The sequence below is a fragment of the Novosphingobium sp. PASSN1 genome (genome assembly GCF_002278815.1).
The window spans coordinates 87,601-102,595 of record NZ_NKIS01000003.1 but is presented as its reverse complement, the minus strand read 5'-3'; the positions used below and the strand labels follow the sequence as shown (position 1 = coordinate 102,595).

Annotated in this window: 12 protein-coding genes; 11 read left to right on the top strand and 1 reads right to left on the bottom strand. The window is 67.7% G+C overall.

What is annotated here, in order from left to right:
- The gene (locus tag CFE35_RS06255; RefSeq protein WP_292929111.1) at window positions 1-1,056 is read right to left on the bottom strand and encodes a GNAT family N-acetyltransferase; all 1,056 of its coding nucleotides are present in this window, start codon (window positions 1,054-1,056) and stop codon (window positions 1-3) included.
- Between the two features lie 35 nt (window positions 1,057-1,091).
- Here CFE35_RS06255 and CFE35_RS06250 point away from each other — a divergent pair, with 35 nt between their 5' ends.
- The 11 genes from CFE35_RS06250 to xrtA all read left to right on the top strand — a co-directional run bounded on the left by CFE35_RS06250 (window position 1,092) and on the right by xrtA (window position 14,987).
- A complete protein-coding gene (locus CFE35_RS06250) occupies window positions 1,092-2,627 on the top strand; it encodes an acyl-CoA ligase (AMP-forming), exosortase A system-associated (protein ID WP_292929109.1) in 1,536 nt (511 codons plus the stop codon).
- A gap of 3 nt (window positions 2,628-2,630) precedes the next feature.
- Window positions 2,631-3,866, top strand: a complete 1,236-nt coding sequence (locus CFE35_RS06245; RefSeq protein ID WP_292929107.1) for a pyridoxal-dependent decarboxylase, exosortase A system-associated — start codon at window positions 2,631-2,633, stop codon at window positions 3,864-3,866.
- Between the two features lie 202 nt (window positions 3,867-4,068).
- Window positions 4,069-4,716: an XrtA/PEP-CTERM system exopolysaccharide export protein gene (locus CFE35_RS06240; protein WP_292929105.1), complete on the top strand. Its 648-nt coding sequence runs from the start codon at window positions 4,069-4,071 to the stop codon at window positions 4,714-4,716.
- A gap of 13 nt (window positions 4,717-4,729) precedes the next feature.
- Window positions 4,730-6,247: an XrtA system polysaccharide chain length determinant gene (locus CFE35_RS06235; protein WP_292929103.1), complete on the top strand. Its 1,518-nt coding sequence runs from the start codon at window positions 4,730-4,732 to the stop codon at window positions 6,245-6,247.
- 16 nt (window positions 6,248-6,263) lie between these two features.
- Window positions 6,264-7,256 (top strand): capsular biosynthesis protein, encoded by a 993-nt coding sequence (locus CFE35_RS06230; protein WP_292929101.1) that lies wholly within the window; start codon window positions 6,264-6,266, stop codon window positions 7,254-7,256.
- 2 nt (window positions 7,257-7,258) lie between these two features.
- On the top strand, window positions 7,259-9,016 hold the full coding sequence (locus CFE35_RS06225; protein ID WP_292929099.1) for a preprotein translocase subunit YajC: 1,758 nt from the start codon (window positions 7,259-7,261) through the stop codon (window positions 9,014-9,016).
- 19 nt (window positions 9,017-9,035) lie between these two features.
- Window positions 9,036-10,232, top strand: coding sequence for an AAA family ATPase (locus CFE35_RS06220; protein ID WP_292929097.1), 1,197 nt, complete (start codon window positions 9,036-9,038; stop codon window positions 10,230-10,232).
- 31 nt (window positions 10,233-10,263) lie between these two features.
- Window positions 10,264-11,169: an XrtA system polysaccharide deacetylase gene (locus CFE35_RS06215; RefSeq protein WP_292929095.1), complete on the top strand. Its 906-nt coding sequence runs from the start codon at window positions 10,264-10,266 to the stop codon at window positions 11,167-11,169.
- The gene (locus CFE35_RS06210) at window positions 11,166-12,227 is read left to right on the top strand and encodes a FemAB family XrtA/PEP-CTERM system-associated protein (RefSeq protein ID WP_292929093.1); all 1,062 of its coding nucleotides are present in this window, start codon (window positions 11,166-11,168) and stop codon (window positions 12,225-12,227) included. Before CFE35_RS06215 ends, CFE35_RS06210 begins: the two co-directional genes overlap by 4 nt.
- Complete coding sequence (locus tag CFE35_RS06205; protein WP_292929091.1) at window positions 12,224-13,438, top strand: TIGR03087 family PEP-CTERM/XrtA system glycosyltransferase; 1,215 nt, start codon at window positions 12,224-12,226, stop codon at window positions 13,436-13,438. The genes CFE35_RS06210 and CFE35_RS06205 overlap by 4 nt, the downstream gene beginning before the upstream one ends.
- On the top strand, window positions 13,428-14,987 hold the full coding sequence (gene xrtA / locus CFE35_RS06200) for an exosortase A (protein ID WP_292929089.1): 1,560 nt from the start codon (window positions 13,428-13,430) through the stop codon (window positions 14,985-14,987). The genes CFE35_RS06205 and xrtA overlap by 11 nt, the downstream gene beginning before the upstream one ends.
- Window positions 14,988-14,995 lie beyond the last annotated feature (8 nt).

Genomic DNA, 14,995 nt, shown 5'->3' with positions numbered 1-14,995 from the left:
TTAGCCAGCGGCCTGCGGGGAGACAAGCATGGGCTTCGGGCGGGGGCCCAGCACCCGGCGTTTGACGGTGCTGGCGGCGAGGCGGGCGAGTGCGGGCCAATGCCCCACCGCAGCAGGGCGATAGAACCGGAGCGCATAGCGCGGGCGCTGCGCCTCCATCCAGTCACGCTTGTAGGGATCGTTGCCGGTGCCGAAATCGACGGTGTGGACGCGGTCCTTGTCGATGACGTGCGCGAACATCGCGGCGGTCAGCAGCGTGCCGGGGGAATGGGCGCGGTGGGCTTCATCGTGCGCCAGTTTGTGGATCCACGCGGTGCCGCCCTCGATTGTCCAGAACTGCGCGGCGACAGGCTGACCATCGATTTCGGCGATTCCCATGCGCAGGGCTCCGGCGGCACTTTCGGCTTGGGCGAAGGCGCGCAGGAACGCTGGATTGCCTTCCTCGGGCTTCCAGCTTTTGGCGTAGATCGCCTCGTAGGCGGCCCAATCGGCCTCGCTGAAGACGCTCTCGATGCGCAGGGAAACCTTGCCGCGCGCGGTCTTGCGGCGGACGGTTTCGCGCAGCTGCCCGGGGCGGGCCGCCCAATATGCGGCGAAGCTGCGGCCCCCGAGTTCGAGGATGTGGTTGGTGTCGCAGGGTTCGGCCGCGCCGATCCAGCCAGCGGTGCGGAAGGCCGTGGCAAGGGCTTGGGCTTCGGCTTCGGGCACCGGTGAAAGCTGCGCTGAACCCGCCGGGGCAAGGCTGCGGGCGAGGGCTGCAAAGAGTTCGGGAGCGCGAGCGGGCGCGTTCGTCAGTGGGCGGACGAAGAAGCTGTACCATGTGCCGAACGGGGCGGCGCCGCCGGGGCTTGTGCGGAAAGGAAGGACGGCGATTGCATCGCCGTCACGGGCAATGGCGAGCTTGCAGGTGGCAGCGGGAAGGCAATGCCGGGCGAGGAGGGCGAGCCACTCCAGCCGGTCGAACGGCGCGCTTGCGGGCGCGCGGCCAAGCAGCGCGGCGAGCGCCGGGTCCGCTTGCGCTTCCCGCAAATCAGCGTGATAGACCGTGAGAGCCAAACCCCGTTTCCTGCCTTCCTGCCCGAGAGAGCCGCGTGCCAGCAGCGCCCGATCCGACCGTGTTTCCGCTTGATCACCTTGCGCTGCGGGGCAAGCCCGATGCGCCCGCGCTGGTCTTCAAGACGCATGGGCTTAGCTATGAGGCGTTAAATCAGCGTTTAGGACAATTGGCGGCGTGGCTTGCGGCGCAAATTTCCGAGCCGGGCGCACGTGTCGCGACATGGCTGCCCAAAAGCGAGCTGGCGTGCCTGATGCCGCTGGCGGCGGTTCGGGCCGGGCTGGTGCATGTGCCGGTGAACCCGCTGCTCAAGCGCGCGCAAGTGGCGCATATTCTGGGCGACAGCGGGGCGCGCCTGCTGATTGCCAATGCAGGGCGGCTGGCGACGCTGGAGCCGGGCGATCTGGCCGGAGCGGCGGCGCAGGAGGAAAGCGCGGTGTGGGCGGCGGCGGAAGGCCTTGTGCCGCTGGGGCCATCGCAGGCCGCGCCAGATGCGCTCGCGGCGATCCTCTATACCAGCGGGTCGACCGGGCGGCCCAAGGGGGTCATGCTCAGCCATGCGAACCTGTGGCTCGGCGCGGTGAGCGTGGCGCATTATCTGGGGCTGACGGCGGAGGACCGCGTGCTGGCCGTGCTGCCGCTGGCGTTCGATTATGGGCAGAACCAGCTGTTTTCGACATGGTATGCAGGCGGGGCGGCTGTGCCGCTTGACTATCTGACGGCCCGCGATGTGGCAAAGGCGGTGGAGCGTCATGACGTCACCACGCTTGCCGCTGTGCCGCCCCTGTGGGTGCAACTGGTGGAACTGGACTGGCCCGAAGCGGCGGCGCTCAGGCTCAAGCGGCTGACCAATAGCGGCGGCGCGCTGACGGAGCCGCTGGTGCGGGCGCTGCGCACACGGTTTGCGCAGGCGCGGCTGTTTGCGATGTATGGTCTCACCGAGGCGTTTCGTTCGACGTATCTCGATCCGGCGCTGGTGGACGCGCACCCGACTTCGATGGGCACGGCGATCCCGTTTGCCGAAGTGATGGTGGTGGCGGACGACGGGCGGGAGGCGGCGGCGGACGAGGAGGGCGAACTGGTCCATGCCGGGCCGCTGGTGGCGCAAGGCTATTGGCAGGATGCAGAGCGGACGGCGGAGCGGTTCAAGCCAGCGCCCGCCTTTTCGCGGATGGGCGGCATGGCCGTATGGTCCGGCGACAGGGTGCGGCGCGATGGCGCGGGGCTGCTCCACTTTGCCGGGCGGCGCGATGCGATGATCAAGACCAGCGGCAACCGCGTCAGCCCGCAGGAAGTGGAAGATGCGGCCATCGCAACGGGCTTGGTGGCCGAAGCCGTGGCCCTCGGGCTGCCCGATCCGGCGCTGGGACAGGCGATCCATCTGGTGGTGCGGGCAAAGGGCGATGCGGGGCAGGCTGCGGCTGACTTGCCGGGGGCACTGGCGCGCGAACTGCCGGGCTTCATGGTACCGCGCGTGATCCACTGGCGCGAGGCGATGCCGCTCAGCCCCAATGGCAAGCTCGACCGGACGGGCCTTTACCAGGAATTATCGGCTGCGGTGGCAAAGGGCTGAGCCATGAAGCCGCTTGGCCCCATTCCGCCCGGATTTGCCGCGATCGATGGAGAGCTTGCCATTGGCGGGCACAAGGCGTCTGCGCTGGTGGCGGAGGCGGGTTCGCCGCTGTTCGTCTATGATGGCGCGCTGATTGCGGCGCGCGTCGCGGCCTTGCGCGCGGCGTTGCCGCAGCGGCTGGGGCTGCACTATGCGATGAAGGCTAATCCCTATGGCCCGGTGTTGCGGCACATGGCGGGGCTGGTCGACGGGTTCGATATTGCTTCCGGCGGGGAATTGCTGCTGGCCGAGGCGGCGGGAGTTCCGGCGGAGCGGATCAGTTTTGCGGGGCCGGGCAAGCGCGATGCCGATCTTGCAGCGGCCATTAGCCGGGGCGTGACGCTGAACCTCGAATCCGCGCGCGAAGCCGAGCGCGCGCTGGCCATCGGGGAACGTCTGGGCCTCGCCCCGCGCCTCGCGATCCGGGTCAATCCTGATTTCGATCTCAAGGGTTCGGGGATGAAGATGGGTGGCGGCGCGAAGCCGTTTGGCGTCGATGCGGCGGCGGTGCCTGCGCTGGCACGGCAGATCATCGCGGCGGGTGCGGACTGGCGCGGTTTCCATATCTACGCCGGGAGCCAGACACTGGACGCCGCCGCGATTGCCGAAATGCAGGCGGCGACAATCGCGCTGGCGGCGCGGCTGGCGGAGGAAAGCGGCGCGGCGCTGCCCGCGTGCAACCTTGGCGGCGGGTTTGGCATTCCCTATTTTCCGGGCGATCTCCCACTGGATCTGGCCGCTGTCGGCGCGGCGCTGGCCGAGCAGCTGGCCGCGCTGCCCGCAGTGCTGGCCGAGACCGCGTTCTGCATCGAGCTTGGCCGCTATCTCGTTGGCGAGGCTGGGGTTTATCTGGCGCGCATCATCGACCGCAAGGAAAGCCACGGCGAGGTTTTCCTCGTCACCGATGGCGGGCTGCATCACCAGCTCGCGGCGAGCGGCAATTTCGGCACGGTGGTGCGGCGCAATTATCCCAGCGCGATTGCCACCAAGTTCGGCGCGGCGCCTGCGGAAGAAGCCAGCATCGTCGGCTGTTTGTGCACTCCGCTCGACCGGCTGGCCGACAAGGGCGGCTTCCCGCGTGCGGACGAAGGCGATCTCGTCGCGGTGTTCTGCGCCGGGGCCTATGGCGCGAGTGCGAGCCCGGTGCACTTTCTGGGGCACGGACCAGCGGCTGAACGGCTGGTTAACGCAACTGTCTGATTTATAGGTATTAACCTATAGACTGATCGCCGTCCCGTTACGGGACTTTGGCGTAAATGCCCTTGTGCGGACCGCGCCATGCGGATCAGGACTAACGGTATCTTCACCCTTTTTGGCGATACCCCGCAAGTCATGGGAGCTCCCCGTGGTCCCGCTGCGGGACAAACGGGACAGCCTGCCCAGCGCGCGCAAAGGACGGTCAATGCCCAAGAATACGCGTATCACCCGCTTGCTGGCCAGCGCGGCCACGGTGAGCCTTCTGCTCGGCGGATGTGCGGGCGGTGGCGGCGGTGCGCAATTGCCGCCAGCCTCGTTCGTGGCGCTGCAGGAAGGGCCGGGCGAGGAATACGTGATCGGGCCGCTCGACGACCTGACCATCTTCGTGTGGCGCAATCCCGAACTCGGCGCGACGGTGCAGGTGCGGCCGGACGGGCGCATCACCACGCCGCTGATCACCGACATGCCGGCCGTGGGCAAGACCCCCTCGATGCTGTCCGAGGACATCAAGCTCCAGCTCTCGCAGTATATTCAGGAACCGATCGTCTCGGTCATCGTCAACAAGTTTTCGGGCACGTTCAGCCAGCAGGTGCGCATCGTTGGCGCCACCGGCAAGCCGGCCTCGATCCCCTATCGTGCGAACATGACCCTGCTCGATGCGATGATCGCGGTGGGCGGCCTTTCGGAATACGCGGCGGGCAACAAGGCTCGGCTGGTGCGCTTCGACAAGCAGACCGGCAAGCAGAAGGAATATGGCGTGCGGATCGGCGATCTGCTGCGCAAGGGCGACACGCGCGCCAATGTCATGCTGATGCCGGGTGATGTGATCATCATCCCGGAAAGCACGTTCTGAGGGTGCCGGCCGCATGACGAGCATCTACGAGGAAGTGCGCATCGCGCTTTATGGCATCTGGCACCGGCGCTGGCTGGCGCTGGGCGCGGCCTGGCTGGTCTGCATGGCGGGCTGGCTGGTCGTGGCGACAGTGCCCAATACTTACGAATCGAAGGCGCGCATCTTCGTCCAGATCGACGATGTGCTGTCCGACCAGATCGGCATCGGCGGCGACCGCAAGCGCGATATCGAGCGCGTGCGCCAGACGCTGACGAGCTCGGTGAACCTGTCCAAGGTCGTCCGTGCCACGCGGCTGGGCGACAAGGTCACGTCCGACAAGCAGATGGAAGCGGCCGTCGCTGCGCTGGGCAAGAATATAAAGGTGGTGAGCCAGCAGGACAACCTGTTCGAGATTTCCGCCTATTCGGGCAGCAAGGCCTTTTCCGATGTCCAGAACGCCAAGCTGGCGCAGGATGTCGTGCAGAAGATGATCGATATCTTCCGCGAGGAGAACCTTGCGGGCGGGCGCGGCGAGATGAGCGATACGCTCGCCTTCATGGACCAGCAGTTGGCCGACCGGCAGAAGGACCTCGAAGCGGCCGAACAGAAGCGTCAGGCGTTCGAGGCGAAGAACGCCGAGATGATGCCGGGCAATGGCTCGCTCACCAGCAAGATCGAAGGCGCGCGCGCCGAACTGCGCGGGATCGAATCCGATCTGCTGGCGGCGCAGAGCGCGCTGGCTTCCATTCGCGGCCAGCTTTCGGGCACGCCGCCGACGATCATGGTGCCCGGTGCGCAGGGCGGAGCGCGCGGTTCGCTGGCGCAGGCGCAGGCCGATCTCGGTGCGCTGCGCGCGCGCGGCCTGACCGACAGCCATCCCGACGTGATCGCGCTCAAGGCGCAGATCGCCAGCCTCAGCCGCGCCGCGGCGGGCGAGGGCGGCCCCGGCGGCATGCCGAACCCGGCCTATTCCTCGCTGCAATCGATCAAGGCAGACCGCGAGGCGAGCCTCATCGCGCTGCAATCGCGCCGCTCCTCGCTCAGCGCGGAGCTGGCGCAGCTGACCGGCCGCCAGTTCAGCGAGCCGGGTCTCGCCGCCGAAGCCTCGCGGATCAACCGCGATTATGACGTGCTCAAGGAGCAATACGACAAGCTGCTGCGCGACCGCGAACAGCTGCGCCTGCGCGGGCAGGTGGAGACCGAGCGCAATGCGGTGAAGTTCGAAGTGATCGACCCGCCGACGACGCCGCGCGGCCCTTCTGCGCCAGATCGGCCGATGCTGCTTTTCCTTGTGCTGATCGTTGGCGTGGCGGCGGGCTGCGGCCTTGCCTTCGCGGTGGGCCAGCTGCGCTCGACCTATTCGACGACCGGCCAGCTTGAACGCGCGACCGGCATGCCGGTGATCGGCTCGGTCACGCTCACGCTGACGCGGCGGGCGCGGGCACAATACTGGCGTCATCTCAAGTGGTTCGCCGGCGGCGTTGCCAGCCTCGCGTTCGTGCTCGTGGTGCTGCTCGCGGTCGAATTCATGAAACGCGGCATGGTCGCCTGAGGGAACGCAACAGATCATGACCGAACAGAGCAAGATCCCCCTGCCCAAGGACACGTCCGAGGCGCGCTCGCTGATCGAGCGCGCGGCGGGCACTTTCGACTTGCGGGCGTTTCAGTCGCCGGTTGCGCCGAAGCTGCCTGAGCCGCGCGAGCCGGCGCCGGTCATGCCCGAAGCCGCCGAACCGGCAACGCTGGTGCAGCGCGGCCCTGCGCCGGTGCCGCCCAGCCTGGCGCCCCCGGCATTCGACGGGATCCCGGCGCGGCAGTCGTTCCGGGGCACGTTCCATCCGATCGACCGCAAGCACTTGCGCGAACAGTGCCTGATCGAGCCGGAAGGGCCGGTCACCGGCCTGCTCGAGGAATTCCGCATCGTGAAGCGCCAGCTGCTGATGACCGCAGCGGAATCGCGCGCGGGCTGCGGCGCGCCGCATGGCGAGCGCATTCTGGTGTGCTCGGCGCATCCCGGTGAGGGCAAGACATTCTGCGCGGTCAATCTCGCGCTGTCGATGGCGGCGGAGAAGGACACCGAAGTGCTCCTTGTCGATGCCGATTTCGCCAAGCCCAGCGTGCTTTCGGCGTTTGGCCTGCCGGGCGGTCCCGGGCTGATGGATGCGCTGGCCGATCCGGCCATCGCCGTGGAAGATTGCATCATCGGCACCGATATCGCCGGGCTGTTCGTGCTGCCTGCGGGCAATTCGAGCGGCCACGATACCGAGCATCTCGCTTCAAGCTACACCGCGCAAGTGCTGGGCCGCCTCAGTTCGCAGGCGCCCAACCGCATCGTCATCTTCGATAGCCCGCCCGTGCTGGCAGCTTCTCCCGCGTCCGAACTGGCGCACCATGTCGGCCAGGCGCTGATGGTGGTGCGCGCCGACCAGACCGGCGAGGCCGCGCTGCGCGATGCGGTGAGCATTCTGGCAGGCTGCGACGATATCAAGCTCCTGCTCAACTGCACTCGCTTCTCACCCACCGGACGTCGCTTCGGCTCCTACTACGGGTACAAGGAATGACCATGGCGCGTAACTCGAACCGTGCTCTTGTGAGCGGCGCGATGGCCGCAGGCGTACTGGCGCTCGCGCTGGTCGCGGGCGCAGCCCATGCCCAGTCGCTGCCTTATGGCGATCCCGGCGATAGTGAGGGGCTTTCCGGCGGCGATGGCGCGTCATCGGATGGCGGCGGCGCTTCGCGTAAGGGCTCGGGAGGGGGCGGGCGCAGCATCGGCAGCGCCGGTGGCGGCGGGCGGATGAAGATCCAGCCTTATATCGAGCTCAACCAGAGCGTGCTGGCGCGGCTGGAGCCGACGCATGAGGTGCTGACCTATTCCAGCGTGGCGGTCGGCCTCGACATGTCGCTGGCCGGGCGGCGCACGGAAGGCGCGGTTTCAGTGCGCTATGAGCGGCGCTTTGCCGAAAGCGGCAATATCGCCAGCAACGACACGATCTCGGGCCTCGCGCGGGTGCGGCACGATCTGATCCCGCGCCAGCTGACGATCGAGGCAGGCGGCCTTGCCACACGCACCCGCTTCGATGCCAACGGGGCCTCGCGCCTCGGCTCGGTCGAAACGGGCGATCGCATTGCACAAGTCTATTCGCTCTATGCCGGCCCGGCGCTCTCGACCCAGATGGGCGATCTGGCGGTCAAGGGCTCCTATCTCGTCGGCTATACCAAGGTGAACACGCCGCGCCTCACCGTGCAGGGTACCCCGCAGGCGCAGGGCGATATCTTCAATCATTCGGTGGCGCAGGCCGCGCAAGCCTCGGTCGGGTTTGCGCCCGGTACGGTGCTGCCGGTCGGGCTTTCGGCCAGCGGCGGCTATAGTCAGGAAGACATATCCAACCTCGATCAGCGCGTGCGCGAACTGCGCGGCGGGGTGCAGGCCACTTTGCCGATCACGTCGGAGCTGGCACTGATCGGCGGCGTGGGCTGGCAGGATGTCGAGGTTTCCTCGCGCGATGCCGTGCGCGGGCCGGGCGGCGTGCCGCAGGTGGGCAGCGATGGCCGCTTCGTGACCGACAAGTCGAAGCCGCGCCAGATCGCCTATGATGTGAGCGGGATGACCTGGGATGCCGGGGTGATGTGGCGGCCCAGCCGCCGCACGTCGCTCAGCGCCTCTATCGGCCACCGCTATGACAGCATGACCTATTACGGCCAGTTCTCCTACGCGCCCAATGCGCGCAGCTCGCTCAATATCGATGTGTTCGATAGCGTGAGCGGGTTCGGTTCCGCCGTGGGCAATGCCGTTCGCGGATTGCCGACCGACTTTACCACCGATCGCAATCCGTTCAGCGGCGATATCTCGGGCTGCGCCACGGGTGCGCAGGGCGGGGGTTGTGTCAACGGCGCGCTGGGTTCGATCGCTTCGGCGGCATTCCGCAACCGGGGTGTTTCGGCCAGCTATAGCCGCATGGCCGGGCAGCTGCGGCTGGGCCTTGGCGCGGGCTATCTGCGGCGCAAGTTCATCGGCGCGCGCGGTACGGTGCTGGAAAATGCCAATGGCCGCACCGACGAGACGCTCTATGTCAACGGCCAGATTTCGGGCGCAATCGACCGGCTCACCGGCTTTTCCGTCGGCATTTACGATAGCTGGTACAAGTCCGGGATCTCCGATCTTGGCGATGTCAACGCTGTGGGCATAAATGCGGGCATTTCGCACCAGTTCACCTCGCGCCTTGTCGGCAATGCTGGCGCAGGGCTCGATGCACTCAATCGCAAGGTCGCACCGGACGAGCTGATCGCCACCGGGCAGGTCGGCCTGCGCTACAACTTCTAAAGCAGGGACGTCTCCCAAGATGTACGACACATTCTACCAGCTGACCGGGCGGCCCTTCCAGCTCACCCCCGATCCAGAGTTCTATTTCGAGAGCGGAACGCACCGCAAGGCGCTGTCCTATCTCGGTTATGGCCTCGCGCAGGGGGAAGGCTTCATCGTCATCACCGGTGCGGTGGGCGCGGGCAAATCGACCTTGGCGGCGCATCTCCTTGCCACCATCGACCGCCAGCGGCTGACGGCGGGGCAGATCGTGACCAGCCGGCTGGATGGCGGCGAACTCGTCCACATGGCTGCGCGCGCGTTTGGCATTGCGGTTGCGGGGCACGACAAGGCTAGCGCGCTCGCCCTGATCGAGGGGTTCCTGCACGAGGAAGCCCGCGCCGGGCGGCGCTGCCTGCTGGTGGTGGACGAGACGCAGAACCTCTCGATCGAGGCGCTCGAGGAGCTGCGGATGCTGTCCAACTTCCAGCTTGGCGCGCATCCGTTGTTGCAGATCCTGCTGCTGGGCCAGCCCGAGTTTCGCGATGTGCTGCACAATTCGCCGCGGCTGGAGCAACTGCGCCAGCGCGTGATCGCCACGCACCATCTCGATGCGATGGAGCCCGAGGAAGTCGGCCCTTATGTGCTGCACCGGCTGGCCTGCGTGGGCTGGAACGGCAATCCGGCGTTCGACAAGGCCGTGTGGGCCGATCTCGCCACGGCGACCGGCTGCCTGCCGCGCCGGATCAACCAGGTGGTCGGCCGCCTGCTGCTGATGGGCGCGGTCGAGCAGAAATCGCGGATCGATGCTGCGATGCTGGCCGAAGTGATCGCCGATCTGGAGCGAGATGGTGCGCTGGGTGATGCCGATGCACCGGCACCCGCGCCAGCATCGGCTCTGGCTCCGCTGATCGCGCCGGAAGCGGTGGTGGCAGCGACGCCCCCAGCAGCCGCGATGGCTAGTCTGGCCGCGCTGCACAGCGCGATGACGAGCCAGGCCGAGCAGATCACCGAACTGCAGCGGGCCGTGCTCGAACTCGCCGACATGCCTGCGGCCCCGGCTGCGGTTCCAGCCACCGACGCGCGGCTCGAAGCGCTGGAAGCCACGCTCGGCGCGCTGCAACAGCGCATCGTGGCGCTGGAGGCGCGCGGGGCCGAGCAGGAACAGGCGATCCGCCACGTGCTCACCATGCTGATCGAATGGCTCGAAAGCGAAGCGCCCCGCCGTGCGGCCTGAACGCCGCGCTGCCTGAAAGGACAGTTAGGCCATGTCCGGCCCTGATCTTGAACATCCACTTGCCCACGGCGGCGTGCTCAACGGCATGTCGGTCGACGTCGAGGACTGGTTTCAGGTCGGCGCGTTCGAACATGTGATCGCACGCGGCGAGTGGGATGGGCTGGAACGCCGGGTCGAGGCCAACTGCGACCGCGTGCTGGCACTGTTTGACGAGGCGGGCGTGAAGGCCACGTTCTTCACGCTGGGCTGGGTGGCGCAGCGCCATCCCGCGATGATGCGCCGGATCGCCGCGCAGGGCCACGAGATCGCCAGCCACGGCTGGGATCACAAACGCGTGTTTACGCTGGGCGAGGTGGCCTTTGCCGAAGATATTGCGCGCGCGCGCGGCGTGCTTGAAGATACCAGCGGCAGCGGGGTGACCGGATACCGCGCGCCAAGCTTTTCCATCGATGCGCGCACGCCGTGGGCACACGAAGTGCTGGCGCGGCAGGGCTATGCCTATTCCTCCAGCGTCGCGCCGATTGTTCACGATCACTACGGCTGGCGCGAAGCACCGCGCTTTGCGTTTCGTCCGGTGGCAGGATCGCCGCTGGTCGAAGTGCCGGTCACGACGGTTGAACTGGCCGGACGGCGCATGGCGGCGGGCGGCGGCGGGTTTTTCCGGCTGCTGCCTTATGGCCTTTCGCGCTGGGCGGTGGACCGGGTCAACCGGCACGATGGCCGCCCGGCCGCGTTCTATTTTCATCCTTGGGAAATCGATCCCGGCCAGCCGCGCCGCCACGATGCGCCGCTGCGCTCGCGCCTGCGGCACTACACCAATCTTGGCGTCATGGCCCCGAAGCTCAAGCGGCTGCTCGGTGCCTTCGCGTGGGGGCGGATGGACGCCGTGGTGGCAGCCGAAGCCGCGCGGCTCGATGCGCAAGGCGTGGCGGCATGAACGCGCCGTTCCGCCCCTCGCTGACCCGCGTGCGGCTCGCCGATCCGGGCGACCGGGGTGCGATTGCGCGCTTCGTGGCCGAGGCGGACGGCGCGACACCGTTTCATCGGCCCGAATGGCTTGAGGCGGTCACGCAGGCGGCGCGGCACCCGGCGCATGTACTGCTGGCCGAGCGCGGCGGGGCGATTGCCGCACTGCTGCCGTGCCATGCCGTCCATTCGCCGCTGTTTGGCCGCGCGCTGGTCTCATCCGGGTTTGCCGTGGGCGGCGGCGTGCTGGGCGATCCGGCTGCGGCCACCGATCTGTTTGCGGCAGCCACTGAACTGGCGGTCCGCCTCACGTGCCCCACCGTGGAAGTGCGCGGCGGGGTGATGCCCGAAGACGGCGCATGGCACATCAAGCGCGACAGCCATGCCGGTTTCGTCGCGCCGCTGGCTGCTGATGATGATGCGCAGCTGACCTGGATCCCGCGCAAGCAGCGCGCCGAAGTGCGCAAGGGGCTGGGACACGCGATGGAGGTCCGCATTGGCCGGGGCGTGCAGGACCGCGATTGGCACTACGGCGTCTATGCCGAATCCGTGCGCAATCTGGGCACGCCGGTGTTCCCGCGCGGCTTGTTCGAAGCGGTGCTCGATGGCTTCGGCGAGGATGCCGACATTCTGACTGTGCTGCACGAAGGTCGCGCGGTGGCCTCGGTGCTCAGTCTTTATCATCGCGGCGCGGTCATGCCCTATTGGGGCGGCGGCGTTCATGCCGCGCGGGGGCTGCGCGCCAATGACGTGATGTATTACGCGCTGATGTGCCATGCCCGCGCGCGGGGCTGTGATCGGTTCGATTTCGGGCGCTCCAAGACCGATACCGGCGCCTATCACTTCAAGCGCAACTGGGGTTTCGAGCAGCAGCCGCTGAGCTATGCCGTATGGAGCGCGGATGGCGCGCCGCCGCGTGACGTCAATCCGCTTTCGCCGCGCTACAAGGCCAAGATCGCGCTGTGGCAGAAGCTGCCGCTGGGCATCGCCAATCGCGTAGGGCCGTTCATCGCAAGCGGTCTGGCATGAGCGAGATCCTGTTCCTTGCGCACCGCGTACCGTTTCCGCCCGACCGGGGGGACAAGATCCGTTCCAACCATCTGCTGCGCCGGATTGCGGAGATCGCGCCGGTGCATGTCGGCGCGCTGGCGGATGATGCGGCGGACATGGCGCAGGAGCACGAACTGGCGGCGCTGGCCGCAAGCCACTGCCTCGTGCGCCGCAGCGCGCCGCTGCCCTTGGCCGCACTTGCGGCGCTGGGGCAGGGGCGGCCGGTCAGCCTTGCGGCGTTTGCGTCCGCGCGGCTCCAGCGCTGGGTGAACCATGTGCTGGAAACGCGGCCTATCGCGGCGATCTTCGTGTTTTCGGGGCAGATGGCGCAATATGTGCCGCCCGCGTTCCGGGGCCGCGTGGTGATGGATTTCGTCGATGTCGATTCGGCGAAGTTCGAAGCTTATGCCCAGACCGGCGCCCTGCCGCGCCGCCTGCTCTATGCGCGCGAAGCGCGGCTCATGCGCCGCTTCGAGGAGCAGACCGCGCGCCGCGTGACCACCAGCCTGTTCATCACGGCGCAGGAACGCGCGTTGTTCGAAAGCCGGCTGGAGCAGGGCGCGCTGCCCGATGTGCGTGCGCTGGGCAACGGCATCGACACCGAGCTGTTCGATCCCGCTACCGTCAGCCCCGCGCCGGAACTGGCGGGGGAAGGGCCGAGCATCGTCTTCACCGGGCAGATGGACTATGCGCCCAACATCACCGCGGTGGAGCTGTTTGCCCGCGAAGTGATGCCCCGGATCCGCGCGGTGCATCCCGATGCGCGTTTCGCGATTGTTGGCCGTGCGCCGACAGTGGCGGTGCGGGCGCTGGCCGGGATCAACGGCACGCTGGTGACGGGCGCGGTGCCCGATGTGCGGCCGTGGCTGGCGGGGGCGGACATCGTCACCGCGCCGCTGCTGATCGCGCGCGGGGTGCAGAACAAGGTGCTGGAGGCGATGGCGATGGCGCGTCCGGTGCTGCTCACGCCCGCCGCTGCAACCGGGATCGGCGCGGCGGACGGCGTGCATTTCGTGCAGGCCGAAGCGCCGCTCACACTGGCGGAGCGGGGGCTGGCGCTGCTGGCAGACAAGGCGGCGGCGGAGGCAATGTGCATGGCGGCGCGGCGGTTCGTGATCGCCGAATGCGGCTGGGACCGCGTGCTCGCGCCCTTGCGCGCCTTGCTTGAAGGCGAAGCCGATGCTGCCTGAGACCGCCGTGACGCGCCGCGCTGTGCCGCTGCTGGAGCGGTTGCCCACGCATTGGCGAGGGCCGCTGCTGCACGTCGGCGCCGCGTGGCTGGGCCTCATCGCGCTGTTCTTTGCCGATTGGCGGGATATCGCCTGGCAGGCGTGGGATAGCTCCACCTACAACCACATCCTGCTGATTCCGCCTATCCTCGTCTGGCTCGTCATGCAGCGCAGCGCGGAGACGGCGCGGCTGGTGCCGCAGACGTGGTGGCCGGGCCTTGTCGTCTTCGGCGGCGCAGTGTTCCTTTGGGTTTTGGGCGCGTTTTCGGGCCTCAATCTGGCGCGGCAACTGGCGGTTGTCGTCATGCTGCAAGGTGCGGCGCTGGCGCTGCTGGGCCCGCGCGTTGCCGCGGCCTTGCTGTTTCCGCTGGGCTACATGTTCGCGCTCGTGCCGTTTGGCGATGAACTGATCCCGTTCCTGCAAACGATCACCGCCAAGCTGACAATGGCGCTGCTGGCACTCACGCAAGTGCCCGCGGCGATCGACGGCGTGTTCATCACCACCAGCTTCGGCTATTTCGAAGTGGCCGAGGCGTGTTCGGGGGTGAAGTTCCTCATCGCGATGATCGCCTATGGCGCGCTCGTCTCCAACGTGTGCTTTGCCAGCTGGAAGCGGCGCGGGGCGTTCATGGCGCTCTCGCTGGTCGTGCCGGTGCTGGCCAACGGCGTGCGCGCATGGGGCACGATCTACATCGCGCGCTGGCGCGGGATTCAGTTTGCGGCGAGCTTCGACCATATTTTCTACGGGTGGGTGTTCTTCGCGGTGGTCATGGTGCTGGTCATGGCAGTGGGCTGGCGCTTTTTCGACCGGAAGGTCGATGCGCCGCTCATTGATGACGCGGCAATCGAGGCCTCGCCGCTCCTTGCACGGTTGTCGCGGATGACACTCTCAGCCCCCATGGTGCTGGGCGCGATCGGCGCGCTCGCGCTGACCGGCGCGGCGTGGAGCGGGGCGGCAAACCGCATTGCCGCGCCCATGCCGGACTACATCGCCTTGCCGCAAGTGCCGGGCTGGAAGCTGGATGAAAGCAGCCCCCGGGCAGAATGGCATCCGCTGCACAGCGGCGCCGATCACCGCCTCACCGCGCGCTACGGTGATGGGAAAGGCCATTTCGTCGACTTGTCGTTCGCGCTCTATGCCGCGCAGGGTGATGGCAAGGAGGCTGGCGGCTTCGGCGAAGGGGCGCTGCCGCTGGAAAGCCACTGGGCTTGGGAAGAGGCCGGGCCAGGCTTCGCCGATGCGAAGAGCGACGTGATCCAGGCGCCCGGCCCGGTCCACCGCCTTGCCGTCACCTGGCTGCGCACGGGCGATCTCCTCACCGGCAGCAATTCGCGCCTGAAACTCGCCAATATGCAGGACCGCCTGCTGCTGCGCGCCCGCCCGACGATGACCCTGATCCTTTCCGCCGAAGCGGCAGACGGCGCCCCGCCCGAAGCCGCGATCCGCGCGTTCCTTGCGGCATCCGGACCGGTTGCACCGTGGATGGACCGCATGGCCCGCGTCCGGTAAGCGCTGCT

Excerpts from the sequence above, each read along its gene's own strand:
- CFE35_RS06220 (WP_292929097.1), top strand. The coding sequence starts at position 9,036 with ATGTACGACACATTCTACCAGCTGACCGGGCGGCCCTTCCAGCTCACC.
- xrtA (WP_292929089.1), top strand. The coding sequence starts at position 13,428 with ATGCTGCCTGAGACCGCCGTGACGCGCCGCGCTGTGCCGCTGCTGGAG.
- CFE35_RS06235 (WP_292929103.1), top strand. The coding sequence starts at position 4,730 with ATGACGAGCATCTACGAGGAAGTGCGCATCGCGCTTTATGGCATCTGG.
- CFE35_RS06230 (WP_292929101.1), top strand. The coding sequence starts at position 6,264 with ATGACCGAACAGAGCAAGATCCCCCTGCCCAAGGACACGTCCGAGGCG.
- CFE35_RS06215 (WP_292929095.1), top strand. The coding sequence starts at position 10,264 with ATGTCCGGCCCTGATCTTGAACATCCACTTGCCCACGGCGGCGTGCTC.
- CFE35_RS06210 (WP_292929093.1), top strand. The coding sequence starts at position 11,166 with ATGAACGCGCCGTTCCGCCCCTCGCTGACCCGCGTGCGGCTCGCCGAT.
- CFE35_RS06205 (WP_292929091.1), top strand. The coding sequence starts at position 12,224 with ATGAGCGAGATCCTGTTCCTTGCGCACCGCGTACCGTTTCCGCCCGAC.
- CFE35_RS06225 (WP_292929099.1), top strand. The coding sequence starts at position 7,259 with ATGGCGCGTAACTCGAACCGTGCTCTTGTGAGCGGCGCGATGGCCGCA.
- CFE35_RS06245 (WP_292929107.1), top strand. The coding sequence starts at position 2,631 with ATGAAGCCGCTTGGCCCCATTCCGCCCGGATTTGCCGCGATCGATGGA.
- CFE35_RS06240 (WP_292929105.1), top strand. The coding sequence starts at position 4,069 with ATGCCCAAGAATACGCGTATCACCCGCTTGCTGGCCAGCGCGGCCACG.